This is a genomic window from Neisseria sp., assembly GCF_030523955.1.
GTDB lineage: Bacteria > Pseudomonadota > Gammaproteobacteria > Burkholderiales > Neisseriaceae > Neisseria.
Genome location: NZ_JAUNHL010000004.1, coordinates 14,645 through 38,083 on the forward strand (window position 1 = coordinate 14,645; position 23,439 = coordinate 38,083).

18 protein-coding genes are annotated in these 23,439 nt (G+C 52.0%); 12 read left to right on the forward strand and 6 right to left on the reverse strand.

Annotated elements, in window-relative coordinates:
- Positions 1-12 precede the first annotated feature (12 nt).
- The 4 genes from Q4C79_RS01525 (at position 13) to Q4C79_RS01540 (ending at position 2,808) form a co-directional block, all read left to right on the forward strand.
- Positions 13-1,029, forward strand: a complete 1,017-nt coding sequence (locus tag Q4C79_RS01525; RefSeq protein ID WP_303089275.1) for a quinone-dependent dihydroorotate dehydrogenase — start codon at positions 13-15, stop codon at positions 1,027-1,029.
- Between the two features lie 175 nt (positions 1,030-1,204).
- Complete coding sequence (locus Q4C79_RS01530; RefSeq protein WP_303089276.1) at positions 1,205-1,465, forward strand: hypothetical protein; 261 nt, start codon at positions 1,205-1,207, stop codon at positions 1,463-1,465.
- Positions 1,466-1,709: 244 nt separating this feature from the next.
- The gene (locus tag Q4C79_RS01535) at positions 1,710-2,315 is read left to right on the forward strand and encodes a glutathione S-transferase N-terminal domain-containing protein (protein WP_303089277.1); all 606 of its coding nucleotides are present in this window, start codon (positions 1,710-1,712) and stop codon (positions 2,313-2,315) included.
- A gap of 55 nt (positions 2,316-2,370) precedes the next feature.
- A complete protein-coding gene (locus Q4C79_RS01540; RefSeq protein WP_303089278.1) occupies positions 2,371-2,808 on the forward strand; it encodes a ClpXP protease specificity-enhancing factor in 438 nt (145 codons plus the stop codon).
- 371 nt (positions 2,809-3,179) lie between these two features.
- On the opposite strand, the gene serC is transcribed toward Q4C79_RS01540, so the two are convergent.
- On the reverse strand, positions 3,180-4,286 hold the full coding sequence (serC, locus tag Q4C79_RS01545) for a phosphoserine transaminase (protein ID WP_303089279.1): 1,107 nt from the start codon (positions 4,284-4,286) through the stop codon (positions 3,180-3,182).
- Positions 4,287-4,691: 405 nt separating this feature from the next.
- Between serC and rimP the strand changes: the two genes are divergently transcribed.
- The 3 genes from rimP to infB are packed head-to-tail and all read left to right on the forward strand — an operon-like array spanning position 4,692 to position 9,474.
- The gene (gene rimP, locus Q4C79_RS01550; protein WP_303089280.1) at positions 4,692-5,123 is read left to right on the forward strand and encodes a ribosome maturation factor RimP; all 432 of its coding nucleotides are present in this window, start codon (positions 4,692-4,694) and stop codon (positions 5,121-5,123) included.
- Between the two features lie 33 nt (positions 5,124-5,156).
- Positions 5,157-6,647 (forward strand): transcription termination factor NusA, encoded by a 1,491-nt coding sequence (gene nusA / locus Q4C79_RS01555; RefSeq protein WP_303089281.1) that lies wholly within the window; start codon positions 5,157-5,159, stop codon positions 6,645-6,647.
- Positions 6,648-6,657: 10 nt separating this feature from the next.
- Positions 6,658-9,474, forward strand: a complete 2,817-nt coding sequence (gene infB / locus Q4C79_RS01560) for a translation initiation factor IF-2 (RefSeq protein WP_303089282.1) — start codon at positions 6,658-6,660, stop codon at positions 9,472-9,474.
- 531 nt (positions 9,475-10,005) lie between these two features.
- Here the strand turns inward: infB and Q4C79_RS01565 are convergent.
- From Q4C79_RS01565 to Q4C79_RS01575, 3 genes are all read right to left on the reverse strand, one after another.
- Positions 10,006-11,445, reverse strand: coding sequence for an efflux transporter outer membrane subunit (locus Q4C79_RS01565; protein ID WP_303089283.1), 1,440 nt, complete (start codon positions 11,443-11,445; stop codon positions 10,006-10,008).
- 64 nt (positions 11,446-11,509) lie between these two features.
- A complete protein-coding gene (locus Q4C79_RS01570; protein ID WP_303089284.1) occupies positions 11,510-14,665 on the reverse strand; it encodes an efflux RND transporter permease subunit in 3,156 nt (1,051 codons plus the stop codon).
- An 11-nt stretch (positions 14,666-14,676) separates the two neighbouring features.
- A complete protein-coding gene (locus Q4C79_RS01575; protein WP_303089285.1) occupies positions 14,677-15,987 on the reverse strand; it encodes an efflux RND transporter periplasmic adaptor subunit in 1,311 nt (436 codons plus the stop codon).
- Positions 15,988-16,256: 269 nt separating this feature from the next.
- On the opposite strand from Q4C79_RS01575, the gene Q4C79_RS01580 reads away from it, so the two are divergent.
- Complete coding sequence (locus tag Q4C79_RS01580; protein WP_303089286.1) at positions 16,257-16,892, forward strand: TetR family transcriptional regulator; 636 nt, start codon at positions 16,257-16,259, stop codon at positions 16,890-16,892.
- A 96-nt stretch (positions 16,893-16,988) separates the two neighbouring features.
- On the opposite strand, the gene Q4C79_RS01585 is transcribed toward Q4C79_RS01580, so the two are convergent.
- On the reverse strand, positions 16,989-17,441 hold the full coding sequence (locus tag Q4C79_RS01585; RefSeq protein WP_303089287.1) for a universal stress protein: 453 nt from the start codon (positions 17,439-17,441) through the stop codon (positions 16,989-16,991).
- Positions 17,442-17,571: 130 nt separating this feature from the next.
- Between Q4C79_RS01585 and Q4C79_RS01590 the strand changes: the two genes are divergently transcribed.
- Genes Q4C79_RS01590 through Q4C79_RS01600 form a run of 3 tightly spaced genes read left to right on the forward strand, consistent with a single transcriptional unit; the run spans position 17,572 to position 19,347 of the window.
- A complete protein-coding gene (locus Q4C79_RS01590; protein WP_303089288.1) occupies positions 17,572-18,027 on the forward strand; it encodes a thioesterase family protein in 456 nt (151 codons plus the stop codon).
- The gene (locus tag Q4C79_RS01595; RefSeq protein WP_303089289.1) at positions 18,024-18,437 is read left to right on the forward strand and encodes a hypothetical protein; all 414 of its coding nucleotides are present in this window, start codon (positions 18,024-18,026) and stop codon (positions 18,435-18,437) included. Before Q4C79_RS01590 ends, Q4C79_RS01595 begins: the two co-directional genes overlap by 4 nt.
- Before the next feature lie 25 nt (positions 18,438-18,462).
- Positions 18,463-19,347: a tyrosine-type recombinase/integrase gene (locus tag Q4C79_RS01600; protein WP_303089290.1), complete on the forward strand. Its 885-nt coding sequence runs from the start codon at positions 18,463-18,465 to the stop codon at positions 19,345-19,347.
- 107 nt (positions 19,348-19,454) lie between these two features.
- On the opposite strand, the gene Q4C79_RS01605 is transcribed toward Q4C79_RS01600, so the two are convergent.
- Positions 19,455-20,603, reverse strand: a complete 1,149-nt coding sequence (locus Q4C79_RS01605; protein ID WP_303089291.1) for an iron-containing alcohol dehydrogenase — start codon at positions 20,601-20,603, stop codon at positions 19,455-19,457.
- Between the two features lie 707 nt (positions 20,604-21,310).
- Between Q4C79_RS01605 and Q4C79_RS01610 the strand changes: the two genes are divergently transcribed.
- Positions 21,311-23,248, forward strand: coding sequence for an amylosucrase (locus tag Q4C79_RS01610; protein ID WP_303089292.1), 1,938 nt, complete (start codon positions 21,311-21,313; stop codon positions 23,246-23,248).
- Positions 23,249-23,439 lie beyond the last annotated feature (191 nt).

A 23,439-nucleotide genomic window follows, 5' to 3' on the forward strand; every position in this document is an offset into this window, starting at 1 on the left:
CAGGCCTATGATATGTATTCCTTGATCCGCCCGTTGTTGTTCCGCCTCGACGCCGAACAGGCACACAACCTCACCCTGCAAGCGCTGCATAAGGCACAACGCTACAAACTGATGCCCACTGCTCCGGCCATCAGCCTACCCACCCGGCTAATGGGGCTGAACCTGCCCAATCCGCTGGGCCTCGCCGCCGGCCTCGATAAAAACGGCGAATGCATCGACGCCCTGTTCGCACTGGGCTTCGGTTTTATCGAAATCGGTACCGTCACCCCCAAACCGCAAGAAGGCAACCCCAAACCACGCCTGTTCCGCCTGCCCGAACACCAAGCAATCATCAACCGCATGGGGTTCAACAACCACGGCATCGACGCCATGATCCGTAACATCGAAAACAGCCGCCGGCAAGGCATTTTGGGCATCAACATCGGCAAAAACGCTACCACCCCCATTGAGAATGCCGCCGACGATTACCTGATCTGTTTGGAAAAAGCCTATGCTTATGCCGACTACATCACCGTTAACATCTCCTCGCCCAATACCCAAAACCTGCGCTCGCTGCAAGGCGGCGACGAATTGAGCGCACTGTTGGAAGCCCTCAAAAACAAACAATCCCACTTGCGCGCGCAACACGGCAAATACGTACCCTTGGCTGTCAAAATCGCCCCCGACCTGGACGAAGCACAAATCGCCGACATCGCCCATGTGGTGCAGCAAGTAGAAATGGATGCGCTTATCGCCACCAACACCACCATAGACAAATCATCGCTCGGCAAACACCCGCTATCCAGCGAAGCAGGCGGCCTCAGCGGCATGCCGGTGCGCGAAGCCAGCAACCGCGTATTACAAAGCCTCTCCGCCGAATTACACGGCAAAATCCCGCTTATCGGCGTCGGCGGCATCCTGCAAGGTGCCGATGCCGTGCGCAAAATCGAGCTAGGTGCCGATGCCGTACAAGTGTACAGCGGCCTGATCTACCGCGGCCCCGACCTTATCGGAGAATGCCTGCGCCACTTGCAGGCGCACAAAGTTTAGAACGTATCGTCGAGAGCCTGCGGAAATTTCAGACAGGCATCACCGGAAACACGGCGCGGTATAGATAGCCGCAAACCATGCAGACAAACCGCCCGTATTTCCGCTATACACCCTATTCCCCGTTTATGGGATAATCCGGCCAAACGTCTACCACTTCCAATAAAAGCAGGCCACCATGTCTTTTCCCCTAATCATTTTGCTCGCGGTTATATTGGCCGCTTGGTTTCTCGCCTCCATTATGTGGGGCAGCATCTGGTTCAACCTGATAACCTCCTCCCGCAACGCCAAACAGCAATTCCTCGGCGAACAAGCCCGCAGCATGGCCGACCGCTGGGGTGTCAGCATGCTGCGCTTTCCCATCTTGCATTTACTGATTTGGCTCGCCAACGTATTCGTTTGGTGCAAAACCGCCTTATTCTGGTGGCACAGCTTGTAATGTTCACTCGAAGTCAATAAAACAAATATTAATCAATAAGTTAAACTCATTTTCTTGGCTTTTATCCTGAGAAACGTTATAATTACGCCATCATTTCGACTGGCGGCACTGCTAAAAACCCAAGCTGCAGCCGCTTCCCATCCCCGCTTTCCCGCCCCTTAATTTATCTGCCCTGCTCCGTCTGAGCGCATACCCTTAACCGGGCGGGAACCGGCTTACCCCACATTATGGAGCCCGCATCATCATGATGATTCTGTATTCCGGCATTACCTGCCCGTTCAGCCACCGTTGCCGTTTCGTCTTATTCGAAAAAGGCATGGATTTCGAGATTAAAGACGTCGACATCTTCAACAAGCCCGAAGACCTCGCCATCATGAATCCTTACAACCAAGTTCCGGTATTGGTTGAACGCGACCTGATTTTGCACGAATCCAACATCATCAACGAATACATCGACGAGCGCTTCCCCCACCCGCAGCTGATGCCGGGTGATCCCGTGATGCGCGGTCGCGGCCGTTTGGTGTTGTTCCGCTTGGAAAAAGAGCTGTTTAGCCATGTACAAGTATTGGAAGACCCGGAAAGCAGCCCGAAAGATCAGGCCAAAGCGCGTGAAGCGATTGCCAACGGCCTAACCGTGCTCGCCCCTTCCTTCGCCAAAACCAAATACATCTTGGGCGAAGAGTTCTCTATGATCGACGTGGCGCTCGCTCCCTTATTATGGCGCCTCGACCACTACGACATCCGCTTGGGCAAATCCGCCGCACCGCTGTTGAAATACGCCGAGCGCATCTTCCAGCGCGAAGCCTTTATCGAAGCGCTCACCCCGGCCGAAAAAGCCATGCGCCGTTAATCAATCTATCAGACAACCGCTGCGGCGGTTGTTTGTATTTATTCCGGAGACCCTCATGACCAGCACCAAACCCTACCTCGTGCGCGCCATCTACGAATGGTGCCTGGACAACCAGCAAACCCCGCACATCGTCGCCTGGGTAAACGAACACACCCGCGTACCCATGCAATATGTGCGCGACAACGAAATCGTCTTGAACATCGGCCCCACCGCCTCGCACGGCCTGACCATAGACAACGAATGGGTGCACTTTTCCGCCCGCTTCGGCGGCGTGGCACACGAAATCTGGATTCCGGTCGGCCACATCGTCAGCATTTTCTCCCGCGAAAGCGGCGAAGGCATGGGCTTCGACGCCGAACCTTGGATGCCCGAACACGAAAAAAGCGGTAAATCACCGCTGCATATGGTGGAAAAAGAAAACGGCGAAGAACACACCGATTCGCCGGACAGTGGCGGCGACAAACCAAAAAAAGGTTTGAAACTGGTGAAATAAAAGATTGGTCTTTATGAGTCATGCAAAATGCCTGTCTGAAAGCTTTCAGACAGGCATTTTTAAATATAGCAGATTTGATTACTTCGATACCAGGCAACAAGCCGCAGGCAGTACAAACGTACGGAACCGATTCTGTTGCCGCTTTAGCGGCTGACACAACCGTTCTCTTTGAGCTTTGGCGCAGCAGAGCCTTCGCAAAAGTTAAATTAATCCCCTATATTAATCAACTCAGGATTAAAACGGCTTTTTGCAAAAGTCTCAGGCTTTTTTATATTTCGTTTTACCAAGCTCCCAAACAACAAAATCCCTGTCTGAAAACCCAGCCGCAGCCGTGCGGCAAAGTATTTTCAGACAGGCATTCTGCCATTTCATCAACCGTAGCGGCGCTGGAATTCTTTCATAAACCCAATCAGCGCCTCCACTCCCTGCAAAGGCATCGCATTGTAAATACTGGCCCTCATGCCGCCCACCGATTTATAACCGCCCAACAGGCGCAAACCGCGGGTAGTGGATTCCTGCACAAACAACTGATCCAACTCCTTCTTGCCGGTGGTGAAAATCACATTCATCTTGGAACGCGCACCCGGATGGACGTTGTTGATATAGAAACCGCCGCTGCCGTCTATCGCGTCATACAGCGTACGCGCCTTGAGCGTATTGATGGTTTCCATCTGCCCCACCCCTCCCTGCGACTGCAACCAGCGGAATACCAAGCCGGAAATATAAATCGGATAAGTTGCCGGCGTGTTGTACATACCCTGGCGGTTCACGTGCGAGCGGTAATTCCACACATCCGGCACACGGTCGGAGCAGCGCTCCAGCAAATCTTCGCGGATAATCACAATGGTCGCGCCCGAAGGGCCGATGTTTTTCTGCGCACCTGCATAGATCACACCGTAATCGGCCACATTCACCCGACGCGACAAAATTTCAGACGACATATCGCACACCAAAGGCGGCATATCGTCAGCCAGCTTCGGCACCTCGCGGTATTGCAGGCCGTGCACCGTTTCATTAATAACAAAATGCACGAAAGCCGAATTTTTATCAATGTCCCAAGCAGACACCGGCGGCAGATTGGTATATTGGTAATCGCGACCGCCGTCAGCCGCCAAACGGACTTCCGCATCCGATAACTTACCCATCTGCGCATGGGCGATGGCCGACCAGTTACCGGTAACCACCGAATCCACGCTCTTAAAACCATTGGCCAGATTCATCACCACCATATTGAATTGCGCACTGGCACCGCCTTGCAAAAACAACACCTTATAATTATCAGGAATGTCCATCAGCTGGCGCAAATCCTGCTCGGCGTGATAAAGAATGCTCATAAACACATCCGAGCGGTGGCTCATCGTCATCACCGAGAAACCGGTGCCGTTGTAGTCAAACATCTCGCTTTGCGCCGTACGCAGCACAGAATCAGGCAACACCGCAGGGCCGGCGGAAAAATTATAAATCGGCGTGGTACTCATCTTGGATAAATTCCGTTCATTAAAATCATATGGATTCGCCAGATTCTAGACTTCAGCCCTGCTTTACGCAAGTTGCCTCCCCATTTTTTCAGACAGGCATCAGCAGTGAAAAACCATTCATTTAGCTAATAATCCAACCTTAAACAGAAATTTAATCCAAAAAAATATCATTATTCAGAAGATTCGACCAAAACAACCAAGCTTTTTACTCACCCACTCCTCCACTGCGGCCCATGACCTCAAAATACCGCCCGCCCCGACCCCGCAAAAGCCGCCAAACCACCGCCATCAGCATATCTCTACTCTTTTCTTTTGATAAAAACTGCGTTATAATTCAGTAATTTTTCAAATTCATGAGAAATGGCCCCGCGGCCATTTTTTTGTTTTTTATCCGGAGTTAAGCGTTTGGACATCCAAAACATTCTCGAAAAAACACTGCCCGGCTTGGGCTACGAATTGGTCGATTTCGAACTCACCGCACAAGGTACGCTGCGGGTGTTTATCGACCAACCCGGCGGCATCACCGTGGAAGATTGCGCCACCGTCAGCAACCATTTGAGCCGCGTTTTCATGGTCGAAGACATTGATTACAAAAATCTGGAAATCTCCAGCCCCGGCCTCGACCGCCCGCTGAAAAAAGCCGCCGATTTTGTGCGCTTTACCGGCGAGCAAGCAAAGATCAAAACCCGCCTGCCGGTTGAGGGGCAGAAAAATTTTGTCGGCCGCATCGAGCGTTGCGAAAACGATGTGGTCACCCTTTCTTTCGACGGCAAAACCGCCGATATCGAGCTATCCAATATCGATAAAGCCCGTCTGAAACCCGAATTCAAATTCTAATTTATTGATTTAAATATCTTCAGGAGAACCGACATGAGTCGCGAGATGCTGCAACTGGCCGAAGCACTGGCCAGCGAAAAAAACGTAGATCCCGATGTGGTGTTCGACGCGCTCGAATTCGCGCTGGGCACCGCCGCCAAGAAAAAATCCGAACGCGAGCACATGGATGTGCGCGTCGAAATCGACCGTGAAAGCGGCGAATACCGCACCTTCCGCCGCTGGCTGATTGTTGCCGACGAAGACTACACCTACCCCGATGTAGAAAAAACCATCGAGGAAATCCAAGAAGAAATCCCCGACACCACTTTGCAAATCGGCGAATATTACGAAGAAGCGCTGCCCAACGAAGCTTTTGGCCGTCAGGCGGCGCAAACCGCCAAGCAGATTATCCTGCAACGCATCCGCGACGCCGAACGTGAAAAAATCCTCAACGAATTTCTGCAACGCAAAGACGACATCGTTTTGGGCACCGTGAAACGCGTAGAGCGCCACGGCATTATCGTTGAAATCGGCAAACTGGATGCGCTGATTCCGCGCGACCAATTGATTGCCCGCGAAAACTTCCGCAACGGCGACCGCATCCGCGCCCTGTTCTTACGTGTAGACGAACAAGGCACCCGCAAGCAAGTAATTCTGAGCCGCACCTCGCGCGACTTTTTGGTGAAACTGTTCGAACAGGAAGTACCCGAAATCGCCGACGGCCTGCTGGAAATCAAAGAAGCCGCCCGCGATCCCGGCCAGCGCGCCAAAATCGCGGTAAAAGCCAACGACCAACGCATCGACCCGCAAGGTACCTGTATCGGCGTGCGCGGTTCGCGCGTCAACGCGGTTACCAACGAATTGGGCGGCGAGCGCATCGACGTGGTGCTGTGGTCGCCCGAAACCGCGCAGTTTGTCATCAACGCCCTTTCGCCCGCCGAAGTCACCCGCATTCTGATTGACGAAGATAAACATTCGGTGGACGTTATCGTAGCGGAAGACCAATTGGCACTGGCCATCGGTCGCGGCGGCCAAAACGTGCGCCTGGCCGCCGATCTTACCGGTTGGCAACTCAATATCATGACCGTTGCCGAAGCCGAAGAGCGTCATGCCGCCGAAGACGAGGTTATCCGCAATCTATTTATCGAACACCTGAATGTTGATGAAGAAACCGCCAATGTATTGGTTCAGGAAGGCTTCACTTCATTGGAGGAAGTAGCCTATGTGCCGGCGGAAGAGTTATCGGAAATCGGCTTTGAAGAGGATACCGTAGAAGTGCTGCGCAGCAGAGCGCGCGATGCCATCCTTACCCTAGCCATTGCCTCGGAAGAAAAACTCGACCAAATCTCCGACGATTTGAAATCGCTGGAAGGCGTAGACCAGGATATGTTGCGCGACTTGGCGGAAGCAGGCATCAATACCCGCGACGATTTGGCGGAATTATCCATAGACGAATTAATCGAAATCACCGGTGTGAGCACTGAAGAGGCGGAAAAAGTCATTATGGCCGCCCGCGCCCACTGGTTTGAAGAAGAAAGTGAATAAGAGGTAGCGCATGAGTAACAGTACCGTAGAACAATTTGCTGCCGAGTTAAAAAAACCGGTGGCCGAGCTGCTCAAACAGCTTGAAAGTGCCGGCGTACACAAAGTATCCGGCAGCGACAACATCACCGCCGACGACAAAGAAAAACTACTGGCTTTTTTACGAAAAAGCCATGACACCCAAGGCGGTACCATCAGCATCGGCCGTAAAAAAACCGAACGCAGTACCGTAGACGGCGTACAAGTAGAAACCCGCCGTACCCGCCGCCAAGTAGTCGTTCCCTCAAGCGAAGAATTGGCTGCAGAAGCGAAAGCCAAAGCGGCACAACAGGAGCAGCAAGCAGCAGAAGCAGCCGCCGCACAAGCCAAAGCTGAAGCTGAAGCACGTTTGGCCGCAGAAGAGAAAGCCCGCGCCGAAAAAGAGGCGGCCGAGCAGCAAGCGCGCGAGCAACAGGAACGTGAAGCAGCACAAGCCGCCGCAATGGCAGCCGAATCAGCAAAGGCTGAACCGAAAGCCGTAGAAGAGGCTCCTGCCAACAAGCAAAACCATTCCAACCGCAAAGCCAAACCGACACCGCAACCGGTAGAAGTTGTCAGCGCCGAAGAACAGGCCGCGCGCGACGAAGAAGCCCGTCGTGCCGCCGCATTGCGTGCCCATCAGGAAGCTTTGCTAAAAGAGAAACAGGAACGCCAGGAACGCCAACTGCGTCGCGAAGCAGCGAAGAAACTGGCTCAGGAAGAAGCGCGCAGCGCTCAGAAAGCAAAATCCAACGAACCGCGCTCAGCCAAACCGACCGAAAAAACACCGCTGGCAGCAACCGGCAATACAGCGACGGCCAAGCCGGGCAACAGTGAAACCGCCAATCCGAGCAGCGGCAGCCGCAAGAAAGAAGACCGCCGCAACCGCGATGAAGTCGATAACCAACCGCGCGGCAAAGCAGGAAAAGCTAAAGGCGGCCGCGACCGCGGCGGGGATGACGAAGGCCGCGTGCGCGGCGGCGGTAAAAAAGGCAAGAAACAACTGAAGTTGGAACCGAACCAACATGCCTTCCAAGCACCGACCGAGCCGGTGGTACACGAAGTCTTGATTCCGGAAACCATCACCGTGGCCGATCTGGCGCACAAAATGGCAGTTAAAGGCGTAGAAGTCGTGAAAACCCTTATGAAAATGGGCATGATGGTTACCATCAACCAATCGCTTGATCAGGAAACCGCATTGATTGTAGTTGAAGAAATGGGCCACATCGGCAAACCGGCCGCTATCGATGATCCGGAAGCTTTCTTGGGTACAGATAGCCAAGAGCATACCGAAGCCGAGCTGTTGCCGCGCCCGCCGGTAGTAACGGTGATGGGTCACGTCGATCACGGTAAAACTTCGTTACTCGACTATATCCGCCGCGCCAAAGTGGTGGAGGGTGAAGCCGGCGGTATTACCCAGCACATCGGTGCCTATCATGTAGAAACCCCGCGCGGTGTGATTACCTTCCTCGATACGCCCGGTCACGAAGCGTTTACCGCCATGCGTGCCCGCGGTGCGCAAGCCACGGATATCGTGATTCTGGTGGTAGCCGCCGACGACGGCGTGATGCCGCAAACCATCGAAGCGATCGCCCATGCCAAAGCGGCGGGCGTACCGATTGTGGTGGCGGTCAACAAAATCGATAAAGACTCTGCCAACCCGGAGCGCATCCGCCAAGAACTCACCCAACACGAAGTGATTCCGGACGACTGGGGCGGCGATGTCCAATTTATCGACGTATCCGCCAAAAAAGGCATCAACATCGATGCCCTGTTGGAAGCCGTGTTGCTGGAGGCCGAAGTATTGGAACTGAAAGCACCGGAACAGGCACCAGCCAAAGGTATTATCGTCGAAGCCCGCCTCGACAAAGGCCGCGGCGCCGTCTCTACCCTGCTGGTACAAAGCGGTACGCTGAGAAAAGGCGATATGCTGCTGGCCGGCACTGCCTTCGGTAAAGTACGCGCCATGATGGATGAAAACGGCCGCCCGATCGAATCAGCCGGCCCGTCTATCCCGGTGGAAATCTTAGGCTTATCGGACGTACCCAATGCCGGCGAAGATGCGATGGTATTGGCCGACGAGAAAAAGGCCCGCGAAATCGCGCTGTTCCGCCAAGGCAAATACCGCGACGTGCGTTTGGCCAAGCAGCAAGCCGCCAAGCTGGAAAACATGTTCAACAACATGGGCGAAGGTCAGGCGCAAAGCCTGTCAGTTATCATCAAGGCCGACGTGCAGGGTTCTTACGAAGCATTGGCCGGCAGCCTGCAAAAACTGTCTACCGACGAGGTGAAAGTCGCCGTATTGCACAGCGGCGTGGGCGGCATTACCGAAAGTGATGTGAACCTGGCGATTGCTTCGGGAGCATTCATTATCGGCTTTAACGTGCGTGCGGATGCCTCCGCCCGCAAGCTGGCAGAAACCGAAGACGTGGAAATCCGCTATTACAACATCATTTACGATGCCATCGACGATGTAAAAGCAGCCATGAGCGGCATGCTGGCGCCGGAAGAGAAGGAGCAGATTACCGGCACCGTGGAAATCCGCCAAGTTATCAGCATCTCCAAAGTGGGCAATATCGCCGGCTGTATGGTGACCGACGGCGTGATCAAACGCGACAGCCATATCCGCCTGATTCGCAACAATGTGGTTATCCATACCGGCGAACTCGAATCGCTCAAACGTTTCAAAGATGATGTGAAAGAAGTGAAACAAGGCTTCGAGTGCGGTCTGATGCTGAAAAACTACAACGAAATCATGGAAGGCGACCAAGTGGAAGCGTTCGATATTATCGAGGTAGCCCGTTCGCTGTAACCGCATAATGGTAAGTTGTTTACTGTATATAAATGCCTGTCTGAAAGTTTCAGACAGGCATTTATTTTGTTGATGGATTTCAGAAAACTTTTCATGCAAAGCAGTTGGCTGAGTAAATATAGCGGATTTAGGCGTAAAGGACAAAATGGGTACTATAGTGGATTTAAAATAAAACTCCGAGATTGGAGCGCGGACATCCCCGTCCGCAAAATATCCAGAATCATACATAAAAAGCGGACGAAAACGTCCGCGCTCCGCCGGATATTTTATTTGAATCGACTATATTTAGGCTTCTCAATATAGCAGATTTAATTAATTTTCGATACAAGGCAGCAAGCCGCAGACAGTACAAGTAGTACGGCAAGGCGCAGCAACGCCGTAGCGAAAGTTAAGTTAATCTGCTATAGAGAAATAATCTTTAATAAACTTGATCTTATTGCCCTTACGCCCTTTTTTACAAAGGTCTCAGGAAATCTGAAATAAAAATGCCTGTCTGAAAGTTTCAGACAGGCATTTCTTGATATTGAACTATTAAGGCTGCACAGCTGCCTCTTGCCAGGTAGTTTGTTTCAAACCGCCGCCGAGCGCTTTATACAAATCGGCCAGATTTTCCAAACGGGTCAGCTGGTTGGCCAGCAACGCGGTATCGGCGCTGTAGCTGCTGCGTTCGGCATCGAGTAAATCGAGCGCGCTGGATACGCCGTGGCGGTAGCGCAGATTAATCAGGCGCAACGAATCAGCATAAGCCTTGCTCTGTTTGGTTAAAGCAGCATTGCTTTTATCCAGTTGTTCGCGTGCCACCAGGGCATTGGAAACGTCTTGGAAAGCAGCTTGTACCGCGGCTTCATAGTTCACCACTTCCACCTGCTGCATGATTTTGGCGTAATCCAAATTGGCTTTGTTGCTGCCCCAGTTGAAAATCGGCAGATTAATCGTTGGCGCAAACGACCATGTGCCATTGCCGCCTTTAAACAAGCCGCTTAATTCGGTTGAGCCGGTACCGATGGTACTGGTGAGGCTGATACTGGGGAAGAAGGCGGCACGTGCCGCACCGATATTGGCGTTGGCCTGTTTCAAGGCATATTCGGCGGAGCGGATATCCGGCCGGTTCAGCATCACATCCGAGCTCAAGCCTGCAGGCAAGCGGCTGATTTTGAATTGCTGGTTCAAAGATAAGGGCGCAGGCAAATCGGTAGGTAGCGGCTGGTTGATCAGTACCGCCAACGCATTATCGGCTTGCTCCTTGTTTTGCACCGCCGTTGCGTAATCCGCTTTAGCCGATTCAATTAAAGCTTCCTGTTGGCGCAAATCGACCGCAGAAACTACGCCGGCTTTGTGTTTCAACTGGGTGAGCTTGTAGGTTTGCTCGCGTGTTTTTAACACACGCTCGGCCAGTGCCATGCTCTCTTGAGCGTAAAGCCCGTTGAAATAGGCTTTGGCAACCGAAGCCACCAAGGTCATCTGCGCCGAATCGCGGGCGGCGACACTCTGGAAATAGCTCTGCAATGCCGCTTCGGTATTGCTGCGTACTTTGCCGAACAAATCGATTTCATAAGAAGTCACGCCCAAACCTACGGTATAAGCTGAAGAAACATAAGAATTACCGGTACTACTCAAATCAGCAGCAGTACGACCTCGCGAACCGGTACCAGTGGCATTGATCCCCGGCAATAAGTTAGCACGCTGAATCATATATTGTTTGCGCAAGGCTTCGGAATTGAGCGCGGCGGCGCGCAAATCTGTATTGCGCACCAACGCAATTTCAATCAAGCGGTGCAAGCGGGGGTCGGCGAAATAATCCTGCCAACCGAGTGCGGCGGCCTGAATGCCAGTTTCCGGCTGCGTATCGTATTTGAATGTTTCCGGTACGCTCACCTGCGGCTGTTCGTATTTCGGAATCATGGCACAAGCAGATAAAACAAAACTTGCTGCCAATGCCGCGGCAATGGGTTTGAAAGAAATACTGTTCATAAAAAATTCCTTTGCGGCAAGCCCGCCGTATTTTCAGACAGGCCTGCCGCTATATCAATAGCTTTTAATGACTCTCTTTTTCTAAGCTTAACGGTGCAACTGTCTCAGCGGGAGGCGGGGTTTTCTTACCCTTGAATAAACCACGGATCAGTACATAGAAAAGCGGTACCAAGAAGACCGACAGCAAAGTACCAATCAACATCCCCCAGAATACAGCGGTACCAATGGCACGCTGCGCACCCGAGCTGGCGCCGGTAGCGATATACAAGGGCACCACGCCCAGAATAAAGGCGAAAGAGGTCATCAAAATCGGGCGGAAACGCAAATGTGCGGCTTCCAATGCGGCATTGATAATGTTTTTGCCTGCTTCTTGCTGCTCTTTGGCAAATTCAATAATCAAAATCGCATTTTTCGCACTCAAGCCCATTACCGTAATCATACCGATGGTGAAATAAATGTCGTTCTCAGTGCCCCTCATCAAAGCGCCTAAACCGACACCCAGAATACCCAACGGTACAACCAAAATCACGGCCAGCGGAATCGACCAGCTTTCATACAGCGCAGCCAGTGCCAAGAACACTGCAACAGCAGCGAAACCGTATAAAAGCATGGTTTGCGACGAACCTTTGGCTTCTTCGCGCGACTGACCGGCCCATTCCAAGCTATAACCACCGCCTAAGTCATCCACCATTTTCTGCACTTCGGCCATTGCCTCGCCCGTGGATTTTCCGTTGGCCGGCGCACCGGTCAGCTGCATGGCGGGATAGCCGTTGAAGCGCACGCTCTGCTCTTGGCCGCTTTCCCATTTCACGGTGGCAACCGTCGATAAAGGTACTGCGACACCACTGCTGTTGTTCACTGTCAGATTCAGAATATCTTCCGGCTGCATACGTGCATTGGCATCGGCTTGTACGATTACCCGTTGCAAGCGGCCCTGATTCGGGAAATCGTTCACATAAGTGGAACCCAAAGCAGTCATCAATACGGAGCGGATGGAAGAAAAATCAATGCCTTGCGCAGCAGCAGCTTCGCGATTGATATCAATTTTCAGCTGCGGTGCATCTTCCAAGCCGCTACTGCGTACGTTTTGCGGATCAAACATGGCAGTATTTTGGCGCATTTTACCCAATAACTCGTTACGCTTGGCCAACAATGCTTCGTGGCCGCTGTTGTTACGGTCTTGCAAGTAGAATGAGAAACCGGAGTCATTGCCCAATTCCATAATCGGAGGCGGATTCAATGCAAAGGCCACACCGTCCCGAATATTGCCCATAAATGCCCCCATCATTTTATTGGCTACCGAAGCTGCATCACTACCTTCAGCAGTACGTTCGCTCCAATCTTTCAGTGTGGCAAACGCCATCGCCATATTCTGGCCGGAACCGGAGAAACTAAAGCCGGAAATGGCAATCAGATTTTGCACTTCAGGCATGCCGGTGGCAATCTTGTTAACGGTTTCCAAAGTCGCATCGGTACGCTCTTTGGTGGCACCGGCCGGCAGTTGCACGCTCACCATTACATAGCCTTGGTCTTCCTGCGGCAGGAAGGCGGTCGGTAATTTGGTGATTAATAAAGCCGCACCTGCAGCCAGTGCCAGATAAACAATCGTCATGCGACCGACTTTATGAACCACTTTGGCCACTAAGCCGGAATAGCCGTGGGTAGCGGTATCGAATTTGCGGTTGAACCAGCCGAAAAAGCCTTTTTTCTCGTGATGTCCGTCTTTCAAGGGCTTGAGCAAAGTGGCGCACAAAGCAGGAGTTAGCGACAAAGCGAGGAAAGCAGAGAAGGCAATCGCCAAAGCCATGGTTGCGGCAAATTGTTTATAAATATTACCGGTAGCACCGCTGAACATGGTCATCGGAACAAACACCGAAATCAATACGGCGGTAATACCGATAACCGCACCGGAAATCTGCCCCATCGCTTTTTTGGTCGCTTCTTTCGGAGGCAATTTTTCTTCGGCCATAATCCGCTCGACGTTCTCCACCACCACAATCGCATCATCCACCACAATACCGATAACCAATACCATGGCGAACATCGTCATCACGTTGATGGACATGCCCAGATAATAAATACAGGCAAACGCACCCAATAGCGAAATCGGCACCACAATCGTAGGAATAATGGTATAGCGGATATTTTGCAGGAACAGGAACATTACCAAGAATACCAGCACAATCGCTTCGATCAGCGTATGAATCACTTTTTCAATGGAAAGCGATACGAAGGTAGAAGTGTCATACGGTGCCGTCCAAGTTACCCCTTCCGGGAAATATTTCTGCAACTCGGCCATCTTGGTCTTGATTTCTGCCGCCGCCGCAGTGGCGTTACCGCTGTTGGACAAAGAAATACCCATGCCCACAGTCGGTTTGCCGTTCAGGCGGGTGGAGCTGCTGTAACTTTGGCTACCCAAAGAAATTTTAGCCACATCGCGCAGATACACATTGGCGCCACTGGTAGTCGAACGCAACATGATGTTGCCAAAACCCTCTTCGGTAGACAGTTGGCCGTCCGCCGTAACCGTAGCCGAAATGGTTTGTCCTTGCACTGCCGGCAAATCACCTACGGAACCGGCCGCGATCTGGGCATTTTGCGCAGAAATTGCCGAAGTAACATCTGAGAAAGAGAGGTTGTAGTTTTTCAACTTCTGAGGATCTACCCACACACGCATCGCGCGTTGCGAGCCAAACAGATTCACGTTACCCACGCCGTCTACACGCTGCAACTCGGGAATAATGTTACGTTGTGCATAATCGGCCATTTCCTCGGTAGATTTGGTGTCGGACGAGAGCATCACCACCATCAGGAAGTTGGAACGCGCTTTCGATACGGTTACGCCGTTCTGCTGCACTGCCGAGGGCAGCGTAGAAGTCACTTCGGAAAGCTTATTCTGCACGTTTACCTGTGCGATATCTTCATTGGTCTCCGGCGTGAAAGTCAACGTTACGGTACCGCTTCCGCTGGAGGTTGATGATGTGGTGATGTAATCCAACCCTTCCACGCCGTACATATTTCGCTCGATTACCGCCAGTACGCTGTCTTCCATCTCTTTGGCCGACGCACCCGGATAAGTGGCGGTCAGCGTGATGGTTGGTGAAGCAACGGAAGGATATTGCGTAACCGGTAGCTGGGTAATACCGAGCACACCGGCGATCATGATAAAAATCGCGATAACCCATGCAAAGATAGGGCGATCAATAAAAAACTTAGGCATGTATCACTCCCTTATTTCTTCTCGCCGGAAGCGGGAGCGGCTTGTACTGCCGAAGCTTTTTGAGCAGCCGATGCATTCTGTGCGCCGGATGCGGCCTGCGCACCGGTTGCCGGGACGGCGGCTTGCGAGGCTTGGGAAGCGGGGGGCGTCCATTCTTTAGGCGTTACTTTTTTCGCCTGCATCATGCCGGCAATCGACGTACCGTCCACAATCACTTTATCACCGGCTTTGAGGCCTTCGCTAATAATCCAATTGGTGCCGTATTGCTGTGCAACGGTCACCACACGCGGCTCCATGCCGCCCTGAGCGTTGACAATCATTACGGTATTCTTTTGACCGCGGGTAACGGCTTGCTGAGGCACAACGAATATATTATCCATATCGGCCTGCGGCAGACTCACGCGCACATATAAATTGGGCAGCAAAATATTATCGGGATTAGGCACTTCTGCACGCAAAGTTACCTGCCCGGTGGTTTCGTCTACCGTCGGGTCGGCGAACAACAAACGGCCTTTGTGCGCATAAGTTTGGCCGTTTTCAAGTTTGATATCCACTTCCACCGCACCGTTTACCGCCGCCATTTTCCCATCGGCAATATCTTGGCGAAGCTTCATGGCTTCGGTTGCAGATTGCGTGAGATTCACATACATGGGATTGGTTTGTTGGATGGTAGCGAGCCGTGTAGTACTACCGGCGCTGACCAATGCACCTTCCGATGCATAAGACTGGCCGATATAACCGGATATCGGCGCGCTGATACGGGAGCGGTCTACATTGATTTGCGCGGAGCGGATTGCTGCTTGCGCCGCTTTCACAGCGGCTTCGCCCGAACGCTTGGACTGGACGGCCGCATCATATTCTTGTTTACTAATGGCATCGGCCGCCACCAGAGGCTTATAACGCGCCAAGTCGGCATTGGCTTTGGCCAGCGTTGCCTGTGCGGAAGCCAGCTCGGCACGCGCACTTTCCAAAGAAGCGATATAAGTTACATCATCCAATTGATACAAAGCCTGGCCGGCTTTCACATAGCTGCCCTCTTGAAACAGGCGCTTTTTAATAATGCCGCTCACCTGCGGCAGAATATCGGCCGAGCGGCGCGACTCCAAACGGCCGGGCAGATCGGTGCTGATGGTAATACGTTGGGGCTGGACCGTTACCACGCCGACTACCGGCGCAGGTGCCTGTTGCGCACCCGATGCCGCCGCACCGCCTCCGGCCGCTTGCTGCCCGCTCTCTCCGCTACAGGCAGCCAATGCACCGGCCACTGCTGCTGCCAATATTGCCGAACGTAAAGCTCTAACTTGAAATTGTGTAAAAGACATTCTGCTTTCCTATCAGAAATCTGGTTGATTTGTACTTTTTTTACAAATAAAGTCAGGCCATCCGCATTTACCTTTCCTGAAAAAGGCACATTCCGATAGCCATAAACTTTTATATTTTATAAACTTTATACTCTTATCAGAGTATTTGGGCAAACAATTATACATACATGCTTGCATGTAATAAAGTTGTTTTTTATAATTCAGGCACCATTTACGTTTTACAAACCTTAAAAAATAAATCTCAAACCACTCGAAACACAGGCCATCTTATGAGAAGAACCAAGGCAGAAGCCCTCAAGACCCGTGAATATTTAATGTTTTCCGCACTCGATGTCTTTTACGAACGAGGCGTATCACGCGCTTCGCTGAATGAAATCGCACAGAATGCGGGGGTAACTCGAGGTGCGCTTTATTGGCACTTCAAAAATAAGGAAGATTTGTTTGACGCCCTATTCCAGCATCTTTTTCAGGACATCAGCCAAGAACTGCAAGAGGACATTCAAAAAGATACGCCCGATTTATGGGTGAATTTCCAACGCAGCCTGATAGACATGGTTCATCGGGTGCAACACAATGACGCCCACCATAAATTTTGCAATATCCTGCATCTAAAATGCGAGCATACCAAACAAAATCAGTCGATTACCTTGCTTATGCGGAATTATTCCGACATGTGGAACACCTTGCTGACTTCAGCGGTGAGCGCCTGCGTCAAACAGAAATCCTTGCCGGAGAATCTCGATATTCCGCTGGCGGTACTGTTCATCCAATCCACCGTAACCGGCCTGCTGCATACTTGGCTTGCGCAATCTGAAAAATTTGATTTGAGCAAAGTGGCCGAACCCCAAATCGTCACTTGCCTCAATGCCCTAGTACATGCGCCTACTTTATTAAAACGGGCTTAATCAGACCATCAGCAAGAATGCCTGTCTGAAAACCGGATTGATCGTTTTCAGACAGGCATTCTTGCGTCTTGTTCCTTTAAGGGTAACGCCCCTGAGCTATTCATCGTCGCTGCGGCGCACCAGCAAAACCGGAAGATTGGTTTTGCGCATTACGCCTTCGGCTACAGAACCCATCAGCAAATGCAACACACCGCCATAGCCGTGCGTACCCATCGCAATCATATCGCAACCGGCAGCCTCTGCCTCTTCCAGCAAAATATCGGCCACACGCTCGCCGGCATTTTCCACCACTTTGCTCTCCAAGCCCACGCCGGAACCCGCAACCGCTTTTTCCGCCTTACCAATTACTTCCGCAGCCGTTGCATTAATCGCTTCTTGAAGTGCCTCACGATTGGTATAAGCCGAGCCGCCCCAGCTGAACTGGGTTAAATCAATCACATGCAACACAAACAGCGTCGCACCCGTTCCTCTTGCCAGTTTGAGCGCCTCATCCAAGGCGTGATAACTTGCTGCACTGTTGTCCACCGGCACACAGATTTTGCTATACATCACTTGCTCCTTTCATTTTCACCAACAATAAATATCAACGGTTTCTATCAATAGATTAACACAAAACAACCGAAGTTCCAGTATTTTACGGCCAATCAATGATAAGATTGACCTCTCTCAAGGATATGCCATGAATACCATTAGCAGCACCGATTCCACCGTATTATTCGCCACCGAACTGACCATACAGGTCGGCGATTTGAACTACGGCAATCACTTAGCCAACGATGCCGTTTTGCGCCTCGCTCACGAAACCCGGCTACGCTGGCTTGCACAACAAGGCTACAGCGAGCTGGATGCCGGCGGCAGCGGTCTGATTATGACCGAAGCGGCGGTTCGCTATCTGGCGCAAGCATTTTACGGCGACGTTTTATTTTGCACGCTGGCCGTCGGCGACATCGGCAAAGCCGGTTTTACCCTGACATACGAATTTATCCGCCAAAGCGACAACCGCACCATCGCCCGCGTACAAAGCAAAATAGCCTGTTTCGACTATTCCCGCCAGCGGCCGGTACGCCTGTCTGAAAACCTGAAAACTTATTTACAAACACCTCTTTTCCCCTTGCATCCAAAGGAACAGCCATGAAATCCTATCCGATCAACAGCCCCGAAGCGCAAGCCCGCATCCTTACCCTGTGCCTGATTGCCGACAGTGACATCGACCCCAGCGAACTGGACGAATTGAACCTCTCGCTGGTTTACGAAGCACTCAACATCAGCCCGCAAGGCTTTATGGAAGTATTTCGCACTTATCTGGAAGACATCGCATCGGAAGCCGGCAAAGGCCGCATCAACCTGCTGGATCCCGAACGCATCAACACCATGCTGGCGGAAGTAAACGGCCGCAGCGAACGCATCAACACGCTGGCTACCGCTTTGCGCATCTGCAAAAGCGACCACGCACTGAACGACGCCGAAATCGCCCTCTTTCGCCACATCATGAACGAATGGCAGATTGATTTGACCGATTTGGAAATCGAAGTCAGCCTCGCCTGACTATTTTTCAGACAGGCCTTGCTTCATGACCCCCCTACAGTTCGCCGAACACCAGCCCGATTATCTGCGCACCCTTACACAAAGCGGAAAATCCGCTCACACCGTCGCCGCCTATCAGCGCGATTTGGTCCAACTATGCCAACTGCTGCCGCCGGATGGCGAACTCACCCGCGCCCAATTTATCGCCGCGCTCAAAAAGCTCTCGCAGCAAAATCTGCACCCGCGCAGCCTGGCGCGCAAACTTTCGGCGTGGCGGCAATATAGCGATTATCTGGTTGATAAAGGACTGTGGCCGCACAACCCCATCAGCAGCCTCAAAGCCCCCAAACCGCCCGAGCGCCTGCCCAAAGCCGTCGATCAAGAAACCCTTAACCGGCTGCTCGACAACAAGCCGGACGACGAAACCCTGCAAATACGCGACCATGCCATCTTCGAATTGATGTACGGCAGCGGCCTGCGGCTCTCCGAAGTACACAGCCTCAACCTCGACAGTCTGTTATTGGACGAAGGCTGGGTAAGCGTATGGGGCAAAGGCAACAAACAACGGCAAATTCCCTTAGGTCGCACCGCCGTCGCCGCCATCCGCGCCTACCTGCCGCAACGTCAGGCAGCCGGCGGCGAAACCGCCCTCTTTACCAACCGTCTCGGCCGCCGCCTCGGCCAACGCCAAATCCAAAACCGCTTGAAAGCTTGGGCACAACGCCAAGGCAGCCCGCAACACCTCTCCCCGCATATGATGCGGCACAGCTACGCCAGCCACCTGCTGCAAGCCAGCGGCGACATCCGCGCCGTTCAGGAATTACTGGGCCATAGCAACCTTTCCAGCACCCAAATTTATACCAAGCTCGATTTTGATCATTTAGCCAAGGTATACGATTCAACCCATCCGCGGGCGAAGCGGCAAAAATAAGCCAAAATCAAAATGCCTGTCTGAAAACAACTTTTCAGACAGGCATTTTTAACAACAAAAAAGCCGCCGACCCCCTTCGGCAGCTTTTTCTTCCTGCTACAGCAAACTTATGCCGCCGGCTCGAAAGCCGCACGGAAAATCGCAATGATTTCGTCTTTATTAGCCTGAACCGGATTGGTAAAGCCGCAAACATCTTTCAGCGCATTATCCGCCAACACATCAAAGTCTTCCTCTTTCACGCCCAACTCTTTCAGCGTTTTCGGAATACCCACGATACCAGCCAATTTAGTAATCGCATCAATTACTTCCAAGCCGGCCAAATCAGCGTTGTTGGCACCCAGAATTGCGCCCACTTCGTCCAACCGTTCTTTGGCCGCACGCTGGTTGAAACGCTCCACATGCGGCAGCAGCAAGGCGTTGCATACGCCGTGCGGCAGATCATAGAAACCGCCCAACTGGTGCGCCATCGCATGTACGTAACCCAAAGAAGCGTTATTAAACGCCATACCGGCCAAAAACTGCGCATAAGCCATCTGCTCGCGCGCTTCGCTGTTTTTCGGCTCTTTCACCGCCACCGGCAGATATTTGGCAATCAATTCAATCGCTTTGACCGCACAAGCATCGGTAACCGGCGAGGCAGCAGTAGAAACATAAGCCTCTACCGCATGGGTGAGCGCATCCATGCCGGTGGCCGCAGTCAACGAAGCCGGCATACCTTCCATCAACGAAGGATCGTTCACCGACAGCAACGCGGTCACATTTTTATCGACAATCGCCATTTTCACATGACGGGTTTCATCGGTAATGATGGTGAAGCGGGTCATTTCCGAGGCAGTACCGGCGGTGGTGTTGATGGCAATCAGCGGCAATTGAGGTTTTTTAGATTTGTCCAAACCTTCGTAGTCTTCGATTTTACCGCCGTTGGTCGCCACCAAGGCCACCGCTTTGGCGCAGTCGTGCGAAGAACCGCCACCCAACGAAACCACACAATCGGCACCGGCCGCTTTCAACTTGGCCAAACCGTCATTCACATTGGAAACCGTCGGATTCGGGTTCACACCGTCGAATACCTCATATTCGACACCATGTTTTTTCAACTCTTGGCCAACCTGGTCGGCAACACCCATTTTGCTCAAACCGCCATCGGTTACGATCAGCGCTTTTTTCAAACCCAGCGCGGCAATTGCCGCCATCGATTCTGCCAAAGCATTTTTACCCAAAATATTCTGAATCGGCATAAAGAATTGTGTGGCCATGTTCTGTCTCCTTTATTTATTTCGTAGGGATAATTGTTGGAACAACTGCATGAAAATGTCTTTCAAAACCAGAAATTATCTGCCTCTCGACTCTATTTGCTTTTGTCCGCCAAACTACCGGCAGCCCGAATTCACTATACGGGAGTACGCACAAGCAAACAAATCCCAATAATCAAATATCATTAAATAAGCAATTATTTATATTAAAATACATGACATTAAATATAATATTCCACATTAAACCGAATTAAGAAATTTTGTTACCTCGCTCTCCATGCTGCAATCAACATAGCATACAAATCACAGCATAAAATAAAATACCGCCCGCTTACGCACACTGTGCCGCAAAATAGATAAGTTACTCTAAACAAAGCTTTTATCTGCCCCTTCCTGAAAAAACAAATTGTAAACAAAGCATTTTCCCTTATTTTTACACTGGAATTTCAACCGAAACGCTAGGCATAGTGCCGCCCATCCATTATCATCAAACCTTGGTTAATCAACTCAGTTGACAGCTGCTTGGTTCACCATACGCTTTACACTTTTCTGGCCGTCTTTCAGCTTCACCTTCCGTACGCCTTCTTTATGGATAATTCATGAACGGCCGCAGCCCGGCAATTCCAAAACACCGGACGAGACTTCAAGCTTCACAACATGAATAAAGCCGATAAACCGACCGATCACAAGGTTTTTTTAAGGAGACCCTTATGTTGACTCCCTCTCAACAAGTCAATATTACGCTTGAACATATCCATAATCACATTTTGGCCGCCTATAGCGCCAAAGAGCGTGCCGCCATTCAAAAAACGGAAGACTGGAAACAGTTCAGCACCCGCCTGCATACTTATTTCCCGACCTTAATGTGGGAATTGGACAGCGTATACGGCAACAACGAAGCCGTATTGCCCATGCTCCAGCAACTGATGCGCATGGCTTGGCAAAGTTACGCGGAACGCAGCGCACCCTTGAAACAACAAGACGCCGAACGCGAAGCGAATCCCGACTGGTTTCTTTCCAACAAAATGGTCGGCGGCGTGTGCTATGTAGACTTATTCGCCGGCAACTTGCGCGGCATCATCGATTCCATTCCCTATTTTAAAGAACTCGGCCTCACCTACCTGCACCTGATGCCGCTGTTCAAATGCCCCGAAGGCAAGAGCGACGGCGGCTATGCCGTCAGCAGCTACCGCGAAGTCAACCCCGCGCTGGGCACCATCGAAGATTTGCGCGACGTTGCCGAAGCATTGCGCGAAGCGGGGATTACCATGGTAGTGGATTTCATCTTCAACCACACCTCCAACGAACACGAATGGGCCAAAGCCTGCGCCGCCGGCGACCCGATGTACGACAACTTCTACTACATCTTCCCCGACCGCTGGATGCCCGACCAATACGACCGCACCGTACGCGAAATCTTCCCCGACCAACATCCCGGCGCGTTCTCCCAATTGTGGGACGGCCGCTGGGTATGGACGACGTTCAACTCTTTCCAATGGGACTTGAACTACAGCAACCCTTGGGTATTCCGCGCCATGGCCGGCGAAATGATGTTCATCGCCAATCTGGGGGTAGACATCTTGCGCATGGATGCCGTAGCCTTTATCTGGAAACAGCTGGGTACCGACTGCGAAAACCTGCCGCAGGCTCATGCCCTGATCCGCGCCTTCAATGCGGTGATGCGGATTGCCGCACCCAGCGTGTTGTTCAAATCCGAGGCCATTGTTCACCCCGACAAAGTGGTGCAATACATCGCGCCGAACGAATGCCAGCTTTCCTACAATCCGCTGCAAATGGCCTTGTTGTGGAACACACTGGCCACCCGCGACGTCAACCTGCTGCAACAGGCGCTGACCTTCCGCCACAATCTGCCCGCCAACACCGGCTGGGTGAACTACGTACGCTGCCATGACGATATCGGCTGGACGTTTGCCGACGAAGACGCTGCCCATTTCGGCATCAACGGCTTCAACCACCGCCAATTCCTCAACCGCTTCTATGTGAACCGCTTTGAGGGCAGCTTCGCCCGCGGCGTACCGTTCCAAGACAACCCGAATACCGGCGACTGCCGTATCAGCGGCACCTGCGCCTCTCTGGTCGGCCTGGAGCAAGACGACCCTTACGCCATCGACCGTATCCGCCTGTTGCACAGCATCATCATGAGCGCCGGCGGCCTGCCCTTGATTTATCTGGGCGACGAAGTCGGTACGCCGAACGACATGAGCTATCTGGAAGATGTCAACAAACAGGACGACAGCCGCTGGGCACACCGCCCCGCTCGCGATGCTGCTCTGTACGAACAGCGTAACGATCCGTCCACCCATGCCGGCCAAATTTACCAAGGTCTGCGCCAATTGATTGAATTGCGCCAAAGCCATGAAGGCTTCGCCGGCGGCGATTTAAGCATTTTCGACTGCAAAAATCCCCATGTGCTCGGTTACAGCCGCAACAATAGCATTTTGGTACTGGCCAACTTCAGCGAGCAGGAACAAACCCTCTCGGCCCTCACCTTCTCACTACTCCCCGAACAAGCGCATGATTTGATCAGCAACCAAACCATCCGCTTGGATCAGGATGTGGTACTGCAACCGTATCAAGTATTGTGGCTGGAAGTAGTGATTGACCAAACAGCTGAAAAAGCAGCGTAACATGCGGTCATAACACTTGTTAAACAAACCAATGCCTGTCTGAAAAATTTCAGACAGGCATTTTTCATCAGGAGTTAACTGGAGCGAAAACTTATAGCGGATTAATTCATTTTCGTGAATGCTTCTCTGCGCCAAAGCTCAACGAGAACGATTTTGTAAGCCGCTAAATCGGCAACAGAATCGGTTACGTA

Excerpts from the sequence above, each read along its gene's own strand:
- Q4C79_RS01595 (WP_303089289.1), top strand. The coding sequence starts at position 18,024 with ATGAAATCCTATCCGATCAACAGCCCCGAAGCGCAAGCCCGCATCCTT.
- nusA (WP_303089281.1), top strand. The coding sequence starts at position 5,157 with ATGAGTCGCGAGATGCTGCAACTGGCCGAAGCACTGGCCAGCGAAAAA.
- serC (WP_303089279.1), bottom strand. The coding sequence starts at position 4,286 with ATGAGTACCACGCCGATTTATAATTTTTCCGCCGGCCCTGCGGTGTTG.
- infB (WP_303089282.1), top strand. The coding sequence starts at position 6,658 with ATGAGTAACAGTACCGTAGAACAATTTGCTGCCGAGTTAAAAAAACCG.
- Q4C79_RS01535 (WP_303089277.1), top strand. The coding sequence starts at position 1,710 with ATGATGATTCTGTATTCCGGCATTACCTGCCCGTTCAGCCACCGTTGC.
- Q4C79_RS01590 (WP_303089288.1), top strand. The coding sequence starts at position 17,572 with ATGAATACCATTAGCAGCACCGATTCCACCGTATTATTCGCCACCGAA.
- Q4C79_RS01600 (WP_303089290.1), top strand. The coding sequence starts at position 18,463 with ATGACCCCCCTACAGTTCGCCGAACACCAGCCCGATTATCTGCGCACC.
- Q4C79_RS01605 (WP_303089291.1), bottom strand. The coding sequence starts at position 20,603 with ATGGCCACACAATTCTTTATGCCGATTCAGAATATTTTGGGTAAAAAT.
- Q4C79_RS01530 (WP_303089276.1), top strand. The coding sequence starts at position 1,205 with ATGTCTTTTCCCCTAATCATTTTGCTCGCGGTTATATTGGCCGCTTGG.
- Q4C79_RS01540 (WP_303089278.1), top strand. The coding sequence starts at position 2,371 with ATGACCAGCACCAAACCCTACCTCGTGCGCGCCATCTACGAATGGTGC.
- Q4C79_RS01585 (WP_303089287.1), bottom strand. The coding sequence starts at position 17,441 with ATGTATAGCAAAATCTGTGTGCCGGTGGACAACAGTGCAGCAAGTTAT.
- Q4C79_RS01525 (WP_303089275.1), top strand. The coding sequence starts at position 13 with ATGTATTCCTTGATCCGCCCGTTGTTGTTCCGCCTCGACGCCGAACAG.
- Q4C79_RS01580 (WP_303089286.1), top strand. The coding sequence starts at position 16,257 with ATGAGAAGAACCAAGGCAGAAGCCCTCAAGACCCGTGAATATTTAATG.
- Q4C79_RS01575 (WP_303089285.1), bottom strand. The coding sequence starts at position 15,987 with ATGTCTTTTACACAATTTCAAGTTAGAGCTTTACGTTCGGCAATATTG.
- Q4C79_RS01610 (WP_303089292.1), top strand. The coding sequence starts at position 21,311 with ATGTTGACTCCCTCTCAACAAGTCAATATTACGCTTGAACATATCCAT.
- Q4C79_RS01565 (WP_303089283.1), bottom strand. The coding sequence starts at position 11,445 with ATGAACAGTATTTCTTTCAAACCCATTGCCGCGGCATTGGCAGCAAGT.
- Q4C79_RS01570 (WP_303089284.1), bottom strand. The coding sequence starts at position 14,665 with ATGCCTAAGTTTTTTATTGATCGCCCTATCTTTGCATGGGTTATCGCG.